Origin of the sequence: Nocardiopsis sp. N85 (assembly GCF_028882275.1) — a bacterium.
Taxonomy (GTDB): domain Bacteria; phylum Actinomycetota; class Actinomycetes; order Streptosporangiales; family Streptosporangiaceae; genus Nocardiopsis; species Nocardiopsis lambiniae.
This window is the reverse complement of record NZ_JARBUT010000002.1, coordinates 261,296-277,438: the sequence shown is the minus strand read 5'-3', so window position 1 is coordinate 277,438 and position 16,143 is coordinate 261,296. Positions and strand designations below refer to the sequence as shown.

Below are 16,143 nucleotides of genomic sequence, written 5' to 3'. Positions count from 1 at the left end.
TGGCTGCGGTGTTGGGCAGACTCGACCACGTTCAACTGTGAAGAGGAGTCGCGGATGATCCGGACACGGGATCTCACCAAACACTTCCGCGTGGGTCGGGAGACCCTCGAAGCGGTCCGAGGGATCGACATCGACATCGCCGCGGGCGAACTCGTCGCCCTCCTCGGTCCCAACGGCGCGGGCAAGTCCACCACCCTGCGGATGCTCACCACCCTGCTCGAACCCACCTCGGGCACCGCCGTCGTCGCCGGTCGCGACGTGCTCACCGAACCCGCCGAGGTGCGCCGCCGGATCGGGTTCGTCGGCCAGGGCCACGGTGCGGGGGAGGACCAGCGCGCCGGAGAGGAGCTCTACACCCAGGGGCTGCTCTACGGGCTGGACCGGGCCACCGCCCGGCGCCGCACCGCCGACCTGCTCGACATGCTCGAACTGTCCGGCACCACCGACCGTGAGGTCACCAAGCTCTCCGGCGGGCAGCGCCGACGCCTCGACATCGCCATGGGACTCGTCCACGAACCCCCGCTGCTGTTCCTGGACGAGCCCTCCACCGGACTGGATCCGCACAGCCGGGCCAACCTGTGGGAGCACATCACCCGCCTGCGCGAGCGCACCGGCACCACGATCGTGCTCACCACCCACTACCTCGACGAGGCCGATGAGGCGGCCGAACGGATCCTGGTCATCGACCACGGCAGGGTCATCGCCGACGGCACCGCCGACGAACTCAAGGGCGGGGTCTCCGGCGACCTCGTCACGTTCACCGTCGCCGACGAGACCGCCGCGCCCACCGGCGCGAAGATCGCCGGGAACCTCTCCGGTGCCGGCGAGGTCGAGATCGTCACCGGCCGGGAGACCGAGGTGCGCCTGCGGGTCGAACGCGGTGACACGGTCCTGCCCGACCTGCTGCGGGCCCTGGACTCCGCCGGGGTCCCCCTGGCCTCGGTGCGGGTGCAGCGCCCCACCCTCGACGACGTCTTCCTGACCCTGACCGGCCGCAGCCTGCGGGAGGAGAACCCGTGACCACCGACATCGCCACCGCCCGACCCTCCGTCATCCGGGACACCGGGCTGATCTTCGCCCGCCAGATGCGGCCCCTGCTGCACCGGCCGGTGTTCCTGCTGTTCGGCATGCTCCAGCCGATCCTGTACCTGGTGCTGTTCTCGCCCCTGCTCACCGGCCTGGCCGGGGCCCAGGGGCAGAACCCCTGGCAGTGGTTCGTACCCGGACTGCTGGTCATGCTCGCCCTGTTCACCGCCGGGTTCGCCGGGTTCGGGCTGCTGCCGGAGATCGCCTCCGGGGCGCACGAACGGCTGATGGCCACGCCGGCGAGCCGGGTGGCGCTGCTGCTGGGCCGGGTACTGCGCGACGTGTCCGTCATGGCCGTGCAGATGACGCTCGTCGTCGTGCTGGTCGTGCCCTTCGGGTTCCGCGTCCCCCTCCTCGGGTTCGTCGTCGGCCTCCTCCTGCTCGTCGTGCTGGGGATCGGCCTGTCGGCGCTGTCCTACCTGGTCGCGCTCAAGGTCGGGCAGACCTACGTGTTCGCCTCCATCGTCCAGACCGCCGTCATGCCGCTGATGCTGCTGTCGGGCGTGCTGCTGCCGATGGACCTGGCGCCGGGCTGGCTGTACACACTGTCGCGGCTCAACCCGATCGCGTACGTGGTCGACGCCGAACGCGCCCTGTTCGCCGGTGAGTGGTCGGCCGCCGTGGGCATCGGCTGGGCGGTGGCCCTGATCCTGACCGTCCTCGTGCTGGGCCTGGGCTCCCGCGCGATGCGTCGGATCTCCGCCTGAGTCCGTCCGCCCGAAGCGGAGAAACCTGAGGTCATGGGGCGTTTGCGCAGGTAGATGCATGATGAAGAGGTGGTGGAATCGTGACCACATCGTTTGCACTCTCCCATGCCGAGTGCTAAAAAGGGATCTGGTTAGCACTCGCCCAGGCTGAGTGCTAAACCGGATCGAGGCTGCGAGATCGCGGCCCCCGGCAACAGGGTCGCCGGTGGGTCCGCGGTCGTCCGTCGCGGGCGCACGCCTCGTCCCATCGCGTATCAGCCCGGTCACGGGAGGACAAGAACTCAATGGCAGCCAAACTGATCGCGTTCGACGAGGAGGCCCGTCGCGGCCTCGAGCGCGGAATGAACCAGCTCGCGGACGCCGTCAAGGTCACGCTCGGCCCCAAGGGTCGCAACGTCGTCCTGGAGAAGAAGTGGGGCGCCCCCACCATCACCAACGATGGTGTCTCCATCGCCAAGGAGATCGAGCTCGAAGACCCGTGGGAGAAGATCGGGGCCGAGCTCGTCAAGGAGGTCGCCAAGAAGACCGACGACGTCGCGGGTGACGGCACCACCACCGCCACCGTGCTGGCCCAGGCGCTCGTACGCGAGGGCCTGCGCAACGTCGCCGCCGGTGCCAACCCGGTCGGTCTCAAGCGCGGCATCGAAGCCGCCGTGGCGCGCATCAGCGAGGAGCTGGGCAACCTCTCCAAGGAGATCGAGACCAAGGAGCAGATCGCCTCCACCGCCTCCATCTCCGCCGGCGACACCCAGATCGGCGAGACCATCGCCGAGGCGATGGACAAGGTCGGCAAGGAAGGCGTCATCACCGTCGAGGAGGGGCAGACCTTCGGGCTCGAACTGGAGCTCGCCGAGGGCATGCGCTTCGACAAGGGCTACATCTCGCCCTACTTCGCCACCGACCTGGAGCGCATGGAGACGGTCCTTGAGGACCCGTACATCCTCATCGCGAACCAGAAGATCTCGAACAACAACGAGTTCCTTCCGATCGTGGAGAAGGTCCTCCAGGCCGGCCGTCCGCTGGTCGTCATCGCCGAGGACGTCGAGCAGGGCGCGCTTCAGACCCTGGTCGTCAACAAGATCCGCGGCACCTTCAAGTCCGTCGCCGTCAAGGCCCCGGGCTTCGGTGACCGTCGCAAGGCCCAGCTCGGCGACATCGCCGTGCTGACCGGCGGCCAGGTCATCACCGAAGAGGTCGGTCTCAAGCTTGAGAACACCGAGATCGACATGCTGGGCCGCGCCCGCAAGATCGTGGTCACCAAGGACGAGACCACCATCGTCGACGGCGCCGGTGACGCCACCGCCATCGCCGGTCGCGTGAACGAGATCCGCAACGAGATCGAGCGCACCGACTCCGACTACGACCGCGAGAAGCTCCAGGAGCGCCTCGCCCGCCTGGCCGGCGGCGTCGCGGTCATCAAGGCCGGTGCCGCCACCGAGGTGGAGCTCAAGGAGCGCAAGCACCGCATCGAGGACGCCGTCCGCAACGCCAAGGCCGCGGTCGAGGAGGGCATCCTCCCCGGTGGCGGTGTGGCGCTGCTCCAGGCCAGCGTCCCCGCCTTCGAGAAGCTGGACCTTGAGGGCGACGAGGCCATCGGTGCCGACATCGTTCGTCGCGCCATCGCCGAGCCGCTGAAGCAGATCGCCGCCAACGCCGGCCTCGAAGGCGGCGTCGTGGCGGACAAGGTCCGCAACCTGGAGCCCGGTTTCGGCCTCAACGCCGCCACCGGTGAGTACACCGACCTGTTCAAGGACGGCGTCATCGACCCGACCAAGGTCACCCGCTCGGCCCTTCAGAACGCGGCGTCCATCGCCGGTCTGTTCCTGACCACCGAGGTCGTCATCGCCGAGAAGCCGGAGAAGTCCGCCCCCGCGGCGGACCCGACCGGTGGCATGGGCGGTATGGACTTCTAAGAGGTCCGTGAGTTCGAGGTCCGGATACGCGACCTCGCCCGCGACGACCGGGCGGCCCCTCGGGGCCGCCCGGTTCCGCGTTTCCCGGGTGTCCTCCGGCCGCCGCCCCGGTCGCGTCCTGTCCCACCGGGGCGTCGGAGGTCGTTCCGCGAAGCGTCGGGCGGACGGGTGCGCGGAGCGTCACGCTCCTGCCCGGAGGTGTGGGACGGGATGCGTCCGGGCCATGACGGGGACCGCCCCGGACACGGGGACGCCGCGATGGGACCGCCTTCTCGGCGCCCGGCGGGCCGAGATCCTCGACGACGATGGAGTCGCGGCGGCGGCCTCCGCCGACCCGCACGGCCGCATCGCGGTGCGGGCCGACCGCGCCCCGAACCACGTCATCCCCGACGACCGGGACGTTCAGCGGACCCTGGGCATCCGGTCACCGGTCGTCGAACGCCTCCGCACGCCCGACCTCGTCGTCGTATCCGTTCCGGATCGCACTCGACACCGCGCGTTCCCCCTGCCCGACCGGTGGTCGACCCGACCCCGGATGCTTCCGTGAGGTCACGGACGCCCGTCCGGTCGTGTGCGGCGGTCTCCCCGGAGGGGCCGACGCACGCGGGAGGGGGCGGTCGGTCGGTGCCGGTCGTGCCGTGGGCCGGACCCGCCGGAGGAGCCACCGCACGTCCTCGCGGTCAGGTGTCGCCGTGCCAGGCGTGCCAGAGGGCGGCGTAGGAGCCCCCGGCGGCGAGGAGCTCGTCGTGGGCGCCCAGCTCGGTGATCCGGCCGTCCTCGACGACCGCGATGCGGTCGGCGTCGTGGGCGGTGTGCAGCCGGTGGGCGATCGCCACCACCGTGCGTCCCTCCAGCACGCCGGCCAGGGAACGCTCCAGGTGGCGGGCCGAACGCGGATCCATCAGCGACGTCGCCTCGTCCAGCACCAGCACCTCCGGATCGGCCAGCACCACCCGGGCCAGGGCCAACTGCTGCACGTGGGCCGGGTCGAGGACGAGCTCGCCCGAGCCCACCTTCGTGTCCAGACCGTCGGGCAGGGACCGCACCCAGACATCGGCGTCCACCGCCGCCAGCGCCCGCCACAGGACGTCGTGGTCGACCTCCTCCCGGTCCAGGGCCAGCGCCAGGTTCTCGGCGACGGTGCCCCGGAACACGTGGCTCTCCTGGCTCAGCAGGATCGTCTTCTCCCGGCGGATCTCCGGGGCGACCCCCGTCAGGTCCGTTCCGCCCACCCGGACGCTGCCCGACGTGGGCGTGTGGATGCCCGCGATCAGCTTGCCCAGGGTGGACTTGCCCGCGCCGCTCGGACCCACCATGGCCAGCCGTTCGCCCGGCGCCAGGGTCAGCTCGACCCCGTGCAGGACCTCGGTGTCGGTGTAGCCGAAGCGCACGCCGGAGATCTCGACGGTGCCCGGCGTCCCCCGGTCCGCGGTCGTGGCGCCCGCGTCCTCCTCCGCCAGCTCCACTCCGATGAGCCGGCGCAGGCTGGTGAACCCCATCATCAGACTGTCGACCTGGTCGATGAGCAGGTCGAGCGGCCTCACCACCTGCACGGCGAGGAACATCGCCGTGGCGATCTGTCCGACCGTCAGCGCGCCCTGGGTGTGCAGGTACGCCGCCACCAGGAAGGTCACCGCCGTCGGGAGCAGGTAGGAGAACTCCAGCGTCGGATACCACACGGTCCGCAGCCACAGCGTGTAGCGCTCGGCCAGGTAGGAGCCGCGGACCCGCGCGTCGGTCCGCTCCCGCTGCCGGTCCTGCCGGCCCAGCGCCTCCAGGGTGTGCGCCCCCTCGACGGTGTCGGTCACACCCTGGGTGAGCTCGGAGTAGGTGTCCAGTTCCCGCAGGTACCCGGCGGGTGCGCGCCGGGCGTACCAGCGGGTGCTCGTCCAGATGATCGCCGCCGAGGGCAGCCAGGCGAGGAGGAGGGCCGGGTGCAGGACGGTGAACGCGCCGAAGATCACCACCACCGTCACCCCGCTCACCACCATCACCGGGATCGAGTGGCGGACGGTGTGGCTGAGGTGGCCGACGTCGCGGCCGGTGCGCGCCATGAGGTCACCGCTGCCCGCGCGCTCCACCGTGCCGAGCGGCAGACGCAGGACCGCCCGGACGAACGCCTCGCGCAGTTCGGCCAGGATCGCCTCGCCGAACCGGATGGACAGCGCCACCGACACCAGGGTGAGCCCGGCGTGGCACAGCAGGGCGCCGACGATGAGGACCGCCATCAGGTCGATCCGCTCGGGGTCCGCCGAGGCGCGCACCGCGTCGATGATCCGGCCCAGCATCCACGGCGGCACCAGTGCGGCCAGCGCCGCCAGCGCGTACAGGCCGATCACCGTGATCAGGGCACCGCCGTGCCTGCGGCCCAGGACGCGCAGCCGCGACCACACCATCGGTGGCGGCGCGACGGGCAGCAGGGTCCGCGCGGGCACGGGAGGTTCGGCGGTCCGGGTCACGGTTGTTCCTCCAGGACGGTGGTGCGCAGGACGGTGGCGGCGTAGTCGGGTTCGGTCACCAGCAGGTCGTGGTGTCCGCCCTCGGCGACGATCCGGCCGTCACGGACGAACTGCACGTGGTCGGTGCGGTCCAGCAGCAGCGGGCTCGCCGTGATCAGCGCGGTGGCGCGCCCGGCGCGCTCGGCCGCCAGCCGGGCGCCGATGGCCGCCTCGGAGTGGGCGTCCACGGCGGAGGCCGGTTCCACCAGGACCAGGACGTCGGGGTCCTGGGCCAACGCCCGCGCCAGCCGCAGCCGCTGCTGCTGGCCGCCGGAGTACTCACGGGCGCGTTCGGTGAGCATCGCGTCCCACCCGGCGGGGGACTGGCGGATCACGTCCTCGGCGGCGGCGACGCGCACCACCTCCGCCAGCCGCTCCTCGGACAGGCCGCCGTCGGGCGCGAGTTCGTCGCGCAGTCGCCCGGAGAACAGGTGGGCTTCGTTGGTGGCCACCAGGACGCGGCGGCGCACGTCGCGCAACGGCAGCTCGGCCAGGGCGATCGCACGTCCGGTGGCCTCCTCCACCAGGCACCCGCCCTCCTCGTAGCGTCCGAGTCGGGCGGAGATCGCGGTGGCGTCCCCGGGATCGGCGCACACCACACCGGTCAGCCGACCGGCGGGGACGCGCACCCCGCTGATGGGGTCGTGGAGACCGTAGGGGCCCGTGGGCGGATCGGCCGGGTCGACCGGGTCGGGGTGATCGTGGTCCAGGGACAGCACCCGGACCACCCGTCCGGCGGCCACTCGCGCGGAGATGTACAGGGACACGGAGTGCATCAGGTAGCGGACGGCCATGGCCAGGTTGGTGGTGAACCCGTAGAACGCCACGAGCTGTCCGATGGTGATCTCCCCGTCGAGGGCCAGTCGGGCGCCGTACCAGATGATCCCGACCAGCAGCAGGCCCGGGTACAGCTCGCGCAGGGCCTGGAGCGCGGCGTCCATCCAGCCCACCCGCACGCCGGCGGCGCGCACCTTCTGGGACTCGTCCCGGTAGCGTTCGCCGACCGTGCGCTCACCGCCCACCCCGCGGAGCACGCGCAGCCCCGCCACCAGGTCCGAGGCCCGCGTGGTGAGTTCGGCGGTCCGGCCGCGCTGGTGCTCCTGGCGCCGGGACAGGGGGCGCAGCACCGGGACGATGCCGAGCATGATCAGCGGGACCGCGACGAGCACGATGAGTCCGAAGACGACGTGCGAGGTGAGCATGAGGACGGCCACCGCCACCACGGACACCAGGGAGCCCGCGATCATGGACGACCGCTCGTAGAAGTCGCCGATCCGGTCGATGTCCTCGGTGCCCACGGCGACCACCTCACCGGAGGGCAGCCTCCGGGTGAGGGTGGGACCCAGGTCGGCGGATCGGGAGCAGACCACCTGCACGGTCCGGTAGGCGGAGGCGTACCAGTTGAAGCACTCGGCCCGGTGCGTCGGCGGGATGAGCACCACACCGATCACGATGATCGCGGCCAGCACCCCGAACCACGTCAGTACGGAGCGGGTGTCGAGCCCGGAGTCCAGGGTCGCCCCGATGGCGGCGGACATCAGGACGGTGGTCGCGGTGTACCCGCCGGCGAGGAGGCCGGCCCACAGGAGGGACGGCCATTCCTTCCGCGTCAACCACAGCAGATAACGGTCGGCGGAACGATGGTCGGGTTCGCCCGGAGGCTGGGGAAGGTCGCGCACAGTCTCAGGACTGTAACGGCCGGGCCTCCGTCGCTACCACTGGTTTTCGGGGACCCCGGTCAGGTCAGCTCGCCGGTGAGGTGCAGGACCTCGATGAGGCGCTGGGTGGCGGGGGCGCACGACCCCCGGTCGGCGTGGCCGATCCAGGCGATCTCGGACACCTCCGCGCTGGGGCGGGGTTCCCCCTCGTGGTCGGCCGCGTAGCAGGCCATCCGTACCCGGGTGCCGGGCGCCTGGTCGTGCGCCACCTCGTCGACGACGGTGACGAGACGGAAGGTGCCGGGGGTCAGGGTGACGCCGACCTCTTCGCGGGCCTCGCGGGCCACGGCCTGTTCGTCGGACTCCCCGGGCTCGCGTTTGCCCCCGGGGGAGTAGAACACGTCGCGCCCGCGCGAGCGGACGCACAGGACCTTGCCGTCGCGGACGTGTACCCAGGCGAGGGCGTCGATCACGGCGGGCGGTGTGGTGGAGGCGGACATGGGGTCCAGCCTAGGACGTGTGCCGTGGACGCCGTCCGTCGCGAAGGGAACGCCGTCGGCCGCAGGGCGTCCCTCGCGGACCCTGCACGGGGCGGACGGGTGGGGGGCTGCCCGGTCGTCGCGCAGAGGGGCGAGCGGACGCGGAACAGGCCCTGGGGCGGACGCGGTGGCGGAGTGCGCCGGGGGGATGTGATGTGAAGATAACCATTGGGAAACACCGTGGGTCGCCCCCTGTGCGGGCACATCGGGTACGGGGTAGGTTGCGGAACTAATGGGAGCGCTCCCAGGTGGTGGGGATCATTCGACGTACCTTCGATCTGCTCAAAGGAACAGCGCATGACCCGCACATCTCGCCTGCGCGCGGCACTGGGCGCCGCGGCCGGGCTCGTCATGGCCCTGGCCGCGGCCACGGTGACCCTCACCGTGGTCCCCGCGTCCGCCGATTCCGGCTTCTACGTCAACCCCGACACCTCCGCGGCCCGCTGGGTGGAGGCCAACCCCTCCGACCCCCGGGCCTCCCTCATCGAGGACCGCATCGCCTCGGTCGCCCAGGGCACCTGGTTCACCCGGCACGACCCGGCCACCGTGCGCGGCCAGGTGGACGCCCTGGTCGGCGCGGCCGACGCGGCCGGTCAGGTGCCCATCCTGGTCGTCTACAACATCCCGGGTCGCGACTGCGGCAACCACAGCGGCGGCGGGGCGCCCTCCCACGAGGCCTACCGCCAGTGGGTGGACGAGGTCGCCGCCGGCCTCCAGGGCCGACCCGCGCACATCGTCCTCGAACCCGACGCCCTGCCCCTGGTCAGTGGGTGCAGCGACCCCCAGGGCCGACAGGCGCTGCTGGACTCCATGGCCTACGCGGGCAAGGCCCTCAAGGCGGGCTCCTCGCAGGCCCGCGTCTACTTCGACATCGGCCACTCGGCGTGGCTCACCCCCGGCCGCGCCGCCGAACTGCTCAACGGGGCCGACATCGCCGGCAGCGCCGACGGCGTCTCCACCAACACCTCGAACTACCGCACCACCGCCGACGAGGTGGCCTTCGCCAAGGCGGTCATCAACGCCACCGGGGTCTCCGGGCTGGGCGCCGTGATCGACACCAGCCGCAACGGCAACGGCCCCGCCCCCGACGGCGAGTGGTGCGACCCGCAGGGGCGCGCGTTGGGCACCCCGAGCACCACGGACACCGGTGACCCCGTCATCGACGCCTACCTGTGGGTCAAGCTCCCCGGCGAGGCGGACGGCTGTGCCGGATCGGCCGGGTCCTTCGTCCCCCACCTGGCCTACGAGATGGCGGTCAACGCCACCGACACGCCCACGGAACAGCCCACCGATCCGACGGAACAGCCCACCGATCCCTCGGAGGAGCCCTCCGAGCCCGCCGACGGCGACTGCACCGCGGAGTACCGCGTCGACAACGACTGGGGCGTCGGCTTCCAGGCCACGGTCACCATCACCGCGAACACGGCGATCGACGCCTGGCGGGTCGAGTGGACGTTCGCCGACGGGCAGGCCGTCACCCAGTCCTGGAACGCGCGACTCACCTCGTCCGGTGCCTCGGTGACCGCCCTCAACCCGGAGTGGGGCGGAGCCCTCGCGGCGGGCGCCAGCACCGGGTTCGGGTTCACCGGCTCCCACCACGGGGCCAACACGGTGCCCGAGGTGGTCTGCTCGGCGGTCTGACCCCCCGAGACCGGGCGGGGCCCCCTGCCGCCCGGTCCGACCGCGGCCCCTGTGCTCACACCACGGGGGCCGCGGTCGACTCCGACGGCCGGGATCGGCCACCGAAACGGCCCTCCCGGGGGAACGGAACGCACTACCATCACCCTGTGTCAGCGACTGTGGGACCGACCACGGACCCTCGAAAGGGTGACGGCATGGCGATGGACACCACCTCGACCCCCGGAGCACTCGAACCCGGGGCGGCGGCACCGGTCGAGAGACCGCGCCCGACCTTCGACGCGGTCCGCCCCCTCCTCGCGGACAGCGTCGCCGGGGGCATCCCTCCCCAGACCACCGAACAGCGCCTGGCCCGGGAACGGGCCTACAACCTGTTCAGCGCCGCCATCGGCGCCTGCACGGCCCGAGGACTGCGCGACCGCGCCGCCGAACTGCTGGCTCGTGAGGCCCGCTCGCCGTTCCTCACCCCGGCCGAGATCGAGAAGGTCAACGAGGAGCTGGCCGCGACCCTCGCCGAACTGCGCGCCACCCCCGCGCCGTCGCCCACCGGGGTTCCCCCCGAGGGTCCGCGCCCCTTCACCGACGAGGTCGCGGCCGACCTGTTCGACCTGGCCCTGCGCGGGCGGCTGACCGGGCCCGCGCGCGAACACCCCCGTGCGCTGCTGTTCGGCGGGCAACCGGGCTCGGGCAAGTCCACCCTGCAACGCCTGCTGCTGCCGGCCCTGCCCGAGGGCACGGTGAGCTACGACGGCGACGACCTCATGCGGACGTCCCCGGACTACGAGTGGGCGATGGGTCTCGACGACCGGGTGGCCTCGCACACGGTGGCCCGGCAGGTCGGCGCGCTGCACGGGCTCGCCATGGAGCACGTCCGCGCCGGCCGGGTGGACGTGCTGTGCAGCCACCCGCTGGGGCGTGCGGACTGGGCGGCGGAGTGGGTGGGCGGCTTCCGCGCGGCGGAGTACCGGGTCGAGGTGGCGTTCGTGGCCGTGCACGCCTCCAACAGCCGCTTCTCGCTCATGGACCGCCATCGCCGTTCCCGTGAGGAGCAGGGGTTCGGCCGGTGGTTGCCGGAGACCCTGCACGACCGCTTCTACCAGGGCGTGCCCAACACGATCGAGTTCCTGGAGACCCACCGGCTGGCGGACTCGCTCTACGTGCTCTCCCGCGCCGGTGAGGTGCTCTACGCCAACCACCTCGGTCCGGACGGCGACTGGCGGTCGGAACCGTTCGGCCGGATCGCCCTGGAGGCCGAACGCGGCCGCCGAGAACTGTGGCACCGCGAGGACGCGATCGTCACGCCGCCTCACGGGACGCCGTAGGGTCACGGACTCCGTCGCGGAGATTTCGCGCGGCACGGGCCGCCGGGCACCGGGGCGGTCGCCTCCGCCGCCGTCATCGACCCGCTGCCGTTCGAGGGCCGTCGAGCCCGGGGCGCGTCCCGTGGACCCGCCCCGTCCCCGTTCTCACAGCCTCGCCATGGCGGCCCGGTCCTCCTCGCCGAACCGCTCCTCCAACTGTTCGGGCGAGGCGTCCAGGTCGATCTGGGCCACGGGCACGCCCCGGGCCGACTCGATGGCGCCCAGCCGGCGCATCGCCCGGTCGGTCGCGTAGCGGAGCAGCTCACCCGGCGGCAGTTCGTAGCGGGCGTTGTCGGGGGAGACCTCCGAGGCGTTCTCGCCGCGTTCGACGGTGGCCATCACGTGCGGCAGCAGTTCCTCCAGGCGTTCGTTCACCACCGCCCAGTTGGAGTCGTCGGCGGCCACGTGCCGACGACAGGTGAAGGTCCCCCACGCCATGTGCCGGCGTTCGTCGTCGCCGATCCGGCGCACGATCCGCCGCATCCCGGGGAAGATGTCGCGCACGGTGCAGATGTGGTTCCAGGCGTAGTACCCGGTCAGCGCCAGGGAACCCTCGATGATGTGGTTGTAGGTGACCGAGGCGCGCACCTGGTTGCGCGGGCTCGGGTCCTCCATCAGCGCCTCCAACGAGGCGGGCAGCTCCTCGTAGAACAGCGTCCGGTAACCCGGGTTCTCCTCCACGTAGGCGTGCAGGTCCTCGTACACGCCGATGGCGTCCAGCCACAGCCGGAACGCCTGGACGTGCTTGGCCTCCTCGAACGCGAACTGGGTCAGGTACATCTCGTCGCCGAGCCTGCCCTCGGCGGCCATGGCGCGGAGGAAGGGCTGAAGGTCCTCGGTGACGGCCTCCTCTCCCGCGGCGAAGAACGCGCACAGGCGGAGGATGCGCTCCCGGGAGGGCTCGTTGACCCCCTTCCAGTCCTCGGCGTCCCGGTCCAGATCGATGTCGGCCGGGTCCCAGAACCTGGCGTTGCCCTTGGCGAACAGCTTGAGCGGGAGCGAATCCCAGTTCAGGCCGCCGTCGCGGAGGGAGTGGAAGCCGGTGCGGTCGGGCATGGAGGACCTCCGTGAGGGGATGCCGGGGGCGCTGTCCAGCCCATGATTGGACACGGATCCGTCTCGTGTAAAGAGGAGGAGTGTCCTGGATCACGAAAGAGCCGAACGTGTTTCGGATACGGTCGGCACCGACGACGGAGGAGCCCTCGCCGAAACGGTACGGTCGGGGTGTCCCGTCCGCACTGAACGATCCGATCGGGGTACGACGTGTTCTGTGGTGATCCCGGCACCCCCGGCTACGCCGCGTGCGCCGCCCAGACCCAGCTCTTCTCACTGGCCTCGGCGATCCCCGCGCTGCTCGGCCTGGCCCTCCTGGTCGCCGCCTTCGCGGCGCCGGGCGTCCGCGACGACCGGCCCCTGCGCGTCCGGACCCTGAGCTACTCCCTGATCGCCTGGGTCATCGCCGCCGGCACGTACGTGATGGGCGGACTGCCCTCCTTCTGAGTTCCGACGGCCCCCGCCTCGGCGCTCAGACCTCACCGCCGGCCAGGATGTCGGAGGCGTCGGTGATCCGGTAGGCGTACCCCTGCTCGGCCAGGAACCGCTGCCGGTGCGCCGCGTAGTCCTGGTCCACGGTGTCCCGGGCGATCACCGCGTAGAACCGGGCCGACCGGCCGTCCGACTTGGGCCGCAGCACCCGACCCAGCCGCTGAGCCTCCTCCTGCCGGGACCCGAACGACCCCGACACCTGGATCGCCACGCCCGCCTCGGGCAGGTCGATCGAGAAGTTCGCGACCTTGGACACCACCAGGGTGCGCAGGTCGCCGGCGCGGAAGGCGTCGAACAGCCGCTCCCGCTCCTTGTTGCGGGTCTCTCCCTTGATCACCGGGGAGCCCAGGGCCTCGCCGAGTTCGTCCAGCTGGTCGATGTAGGAGCCGATGATCAGCACCTGCTCGTCGGTGTGCCGCTCCACCAACTCCCGCACCACCGCCGTCTTGGTCTCCGAGGACGCGCAGAACCGGTACTTGTCCTCGGGCTCGGCCGTCGCGTACGCCAAGCGCTCGGCCTCCGACAGGTCCACGCGCACCTCGACGCAGTCGGCCGGGGCGATCCACCCCTGGTTCTCCATGTCCTTCCACGGGGCGTCGTACCGCTTGGGTCCGATGAGCGAGAACACGTCCCCCTCGCGGCCGTCCTCGCGCACCAGGGTCGCGGTCAGTCCCAGTCGGCGACGGGCCTGGAGGTCGGCGGTCATCCGGAAGATCGGCGCGGGCAACAGGTGCACCTCGTCGTAGATCACCAGCCCCCAGTCCCGGGCGTCGAACAGCTCCAGGTGCGTGTACACGCCCTTCCGTTTGGCCGCCATCACCTGGTAGGTGGCGATGGTGACCGGCCGGATCTCCTTGCGGGACCCCGAGTACTCGCCGATCTCGTCCTCGGTGAGGGTGGTCCGCCGCAGCAGCTCGGTCTTCCACTGGTGTACGGAGACGGTGTTGGTGACCAGGATGAGCGTGGTCGCCCCGGTCATCGCCATCGCCGCCGCGCCCACCACGGTCTTGCCCGCACCGCAGGGCAGGACCACCACTCCCGAACCGCCCGCGTGGAAGCCCTCCGCCGCCGCGCGCTGGTAGTCGCGCAGCTCCCAGCCGTCCTGGGCCAGATCGATCCGGTGCGCCTCACCGTCGACATGACCGGCCAGGTCCTCGGCGGGCCAGCCGATCCTCAACAGCGCCTGCTTGAGGTTGCCGCGCTCACTGGGGTGGACGACGACGGAGTCGTCGTCGAGCCGGTCGCCCAGCATTCCCCTGAGGCGCTTGGCCCGGAGGACCTCCTCCAGCACCGCCCGGTCCGAGGAGCGCAGGATCAGCCCGTGCGCGGGATCGCCTTCGAGGCGCAGCCGCCCGTACCGGTCCATCGTCTCGGTGATGTCCACCAGCAGGGAGTGCGGCACCGGGAACTTGGAGAAGCGGATGAGGGCGTCGACCACCTGCTCGGCGTCGTGCCCCGCGGCGCGCGCGTTCCACAGCGCCAACGGGGTGATCCGGTAGGTGTGCACGTGTTCGGGCGCGCGCTCCAACTCGGCGAAGGGGGCGATGGCGCGGCGGCACTCGTCGGCGAGCTCGTGGTCGACCTCCAACAGGAGGGTCTTGTCGGACTGCACGATCAGGCAGGACACACGGAACCTTCGTTCTCCAGGGGACGGCCACAGATGCAACGCGCGCACGGCCTCGAACATGCCCGGGTCAGGGGCTGGAGACGACCGCGTAGAAGATGATCCCGACGTAGCCGAGGATCACGAGGCCGATGATCCCGAGGTTCACCCAGACCGAGATCCAGGCGTTCCTGGTGAGACGGGCCCCGCGCTCCAGGTCCAGTTTCTCTCCCAACGCCAGGGCGCCCAGGACGATCCCGGGGATCGCGGTGAGACCACAGCACAGGACCAACTGGACACAGGACAGCACCAGGGCGAGCGTGGCGCTCCCCTCGTGCTCCGCCTTCGGGGGCGCGTACGGGGCCATCGGGACGGCGGGCCCGTACGCGGGCGGTCCGTACCCGGCGGGGCCGTATCCGCCGTATCCGTCGTATCCGCCGTGCGCGGAGTGACCGGCGTGGCCTCCGGTCGTGTCCTGGTAGGGGGCTTCGCCGTACGGTCCGTACCCCGCGGCGGGGTCGCCGTAGGAGGAGGCGTCGGGGCGGTACGGGTCGGGGTCGTTGTTCACGGGAGGACGTTTCCTTCGAGGATGGGGAGGGGGACGACGGCGTGCCGTCGCCGACGGGACGGCGGTGGGATCTCAGTATCCGAGGAGGATGATCATCGCCAGCATGAGGAGTACGAACACCGCCAGAACGGCGTTCAGCCCGATGTAGGCGAAGTTGCAGGCCCACGTGTACCTGAGGAACCGTTCGACCTCGGGGGCGTCGGGGATCCGGGTCAGCGCCACGATGGCGAGGGTGATGCCGGGGACGTTGGCACCCAGCAGGAGGAACCACAACCCCAGGTAGGCCCCCAGGACCGGCCCCGTCAGGGTCAGGAGCGCCACCACCAGGGCGGCGACGGTCCCGCCCACCCGGGCGGGCGGACCGATCGGTACCGGGGCGGGCGGCGGGTGCACGGAGAAGGCGGTGGAGGAGGGCCGGGCGGGCGCGGCGGAGGGCCGCCCCGGCGCGGGGGCGGAGGGCGCCACGGAGCGCGTGGCCGAGCCCTGCTCGCGCTCCCAGAAGGCCTTCGGCCCACCGGCACTCCCCTGCATCCGTTCCCTCTCCCTCATGACACCTGGTGTACCCGCACTCACGGATTCGGACGCCGGGGAGCCGGAACGGGTTCCCCGGTCAGTAGTTGGTCACCGGAACGACGCCCTGGATCCACGACCCCGCCTGGGTGAACACCACGCCCGTCAACACCAGCATGACGAACAGCATCACCCCGGCCGCGCCCAGGCAGTACCAGGAGTACCGGGTGAGCACCTCGGCCCGGTCCGGCATCCCCCGGTCGCGCGCGTGCGCGGCCCGCACGGCGAAGACGATCCCGGCGATCCCGAAGATCCAGTTGGCGCAGCACAGGAACGTCAAGGCGTGCAGGATCAACGCCATCGTCGAGCCGCTCGCCCCGCCCGGAACGGGGGAGGGCGCGGCGGTCCCGCTCCCGCGCTCGGGGACGTCGTCGCGCCGGACCTCGCGCCCGCGCCCGTCGTCGCGGCCGCGTTCACGGGGGGACGAGGCCCCGGGGGGCAGGGACGCATCGCTCAT

Annotated in this window: 15 protein-coding genes; 7 read left to right on the top strand and 8 right to left on the bottom strand. The window is 71.6% G+C overall.

The window, feature by feature from the left end:
- Nucleotides 1-54 precede the first annotated feature (54 nt).
- From PWG71_RS05220 to PWG71_RS05205, 4 genes are all read left to right on the top strand, one after another.
- Nucleotides 55-1,020 carry an ATP-binding cassette domain-containing protein gene (locus PWG71_RS05220; protein WP_274808357.1) on the top strand — a complete coding sequence of 322 codons (966 nt, stop codon included), beginning with the start codon at nt 55-57 and terminating at the stop codon, nt 1,018-1,020.
- Nucleotides 1,017-1,793 carry an ABC transporter permease gene (locus tag PWG71_RS05215; RefSeq protein ID WP_274808356.1) on the top strand — a complete coding sequence of 259 codons (777 nt, stop codon included), beginning with the start codon at nt 1,017-1,019 and terminating at the stop codon, nt 1,791-1,793. The genes PWG71_RS05220 and PWG71_RS05215 overlap by 4 nt, the downstream gene beginning before the upstream one ends.
- Before the next feature lie 284 nt (nt 1,794-2,077).
- Entirely contained in the window at nt 2,078-3,706 is a 1,629-nt protein-coding gene (groL, locus tag PWG71_RS05210) for a chaperonin GroEL (protein WP_274808355.1), read from the top strand.
- Nucleotides 3,707-3,929: 223 nt separating this feature from the next.
- A complete protein-coding gene (locus PWG71_RS05205; protein ID WP_274808354.1) occupies nt 3,930-4,253 on the top strand; it encodes a hypothetical protein in 324 nt (107 codons plus the stop codon).
- 133 nt (nt 4,254-4,386) lie between these two features.
- Here the strand turns inward: PWG71_RS05205 and PWG71_RS05200 are convergent, their stop codons facing one another.
- From PWG71_RS05200 to PWG71_RS05190, 3 genes are read right to left on the bottom strand one after another with little or no spacing between them, the layout of a single operon-like run.
- On the bottom strand, nt 4,387-6,165 hold the full coding sequence (locus PWG71_RS05200) for an ABC transporter ATP-binding protein (protein ID WP_274808353.1): 1,779 nt from the start codon (nt 6,163-6,165) through the stop codon (nt 4,387-4,389).
- Complete coding sequence (locus tag PWG71_RS05195) at nt 6,162-7,883, bottom strand: ABC transporter transmembrane domain-containing protein (protein WP_274808352.1); 1,722 nt, start codon at nt 7,881-7,883, stop codon at nt 6,162-6,164. The genes PWG71_RS05200 and PWG71_RS05195 overlap by 4 nt, the downstream gene beginning before the upstream one ends.
- A 59-nt stretch (nt 7,884-7,942) precedes the next feature.
- Complete coding sequence (locus PWG71_RS05190; protein ID WP_274808351.1) at nt 7,943-8,362, bottom strand: NUDIX hydrolase; 420 nt, start codon at nt 8,360-8,362, stop codon at nt 7,943-7,945.
- Between the two features lie 336 nt (nt 8,363-8,698).
- Between PWG71_RS05190 and PWG71_RS05185 the strand changes: the two genes are divergently transcribed.
- Together PWG71_RS05185 and PWG71_RS05180 are read left to right on the top strand one after the other, a co-directional pair.
- A complete protein-coding gene (locus tag PWG71_RS05185) occupies nt 8,699-10,042 on the top strand; it encodes a glycoside hydrolase family 6 protein (RefSeq protein WP_274808350.1) in 1,344 nt (447 codons plus the stop codon).
- A 200-nt stretch (nt 10,043-10,242) separates the two neighbouring features.
- Complete coding sequence (locus tag PWG71_RS05180) at nt 10,243-11,361, top strand: zeta toxin family protein (protein WP_446724981.1); 1,119 nt, start codon at nt 10,243-10,245, stop codon at nt 11,359-11,361.
- 144 nt (nt 11,362-11,505) lie between these two features.
- On the opposite strand, the gene PWG71_RS05175 is transcribed toward PWG71_RS05180, so the two are convergent.
- Nucleotides 11,506-12,456, bottom strand: a complete 951-nt coding sequence (locus PWG71_RS05175) for a R2-like ligand-binding oxidase (RefSeq protein ID WP_274808348.1) — start codon at nt 12,454-12,456, stop codon at nt 11,506-11,508.
- Nucleotides 12,457-12,663: 207 nt separating this feature from the next.
- Between PWG71_RS05175 and PWG71_RS05170 the strand changes: the two genes are divergently transcribed.
- Nucleotides 12,664-12,900, top strand: coding sequence for a hypothetical protein (locus PWG71_RS05170; RefSeq protein ID WP_274808347.1), 237 nt, complete (start codon nt 12,664-12,666; stop codon nt 12,898-12,900).
- Between the two features lie 25 nt (nt 12,901-12,925).
- Here the strand turns inward: PWG71_RS05170 and PWG71_RS05165 are convergent, their stop codons facing one another.
- The 4 genes from PWG71_RS05165 to PWG71_RS05150 all read right to left on the bottom strand — a co-directional run bounded on the left by PWG71_RS05165 (nt 12,926) and on the right by PWG71_RS05150 (nt 16,143).
- On the bottom strand, nt 12,926-14,572 hold the full coding sequence (locus PWG71_RS05165; protein ID WP_274808346.1) for a DNA repair helicase XPB: 1,647 nt from the start codon (nt 14,570-14,572) through the stop codon (nt 12,926-12,928).
- Between the two features lie 67 nt (nt 14,573-14,639).
- Entirely contained in the window at nt 14,640-15,116 is a 477-nt protein-coding gene (locus PWG71_RS05160; RefSeq protein WP_274808345.1) for a hypothetical protein, read from the bottom strand.
- Nucleotides 15,117-15,188: 72 nt separating this feature from the next.
- Nucleotides 15,189-15,665 carry a hypothetical protein gene (locus PWG71_RS28660; protein ID WP_342455940.1) on the bottom strand — a complete coding sequence of 159 codons (477 nt, stop codon included), beginning with the start codon at nt 15,663-15,665 and terminating at the stop codon, nt 15,189-15,191.
- A gap of 61 nt (nt 15,666-15,726) precedes the next feature.
- Nucleotides 15,727-16,143 carry a hypothetical protein gene (locus tag PWG71_RS05150; RefSeq protein WP_274808344.1) on the bottom strand — a complete coding sequence of 139 codons (417 nt, stop codon included), beginning with the start codon at nt 16,141-16,143 and terminating at the stop codon, nt 15,727-15,729.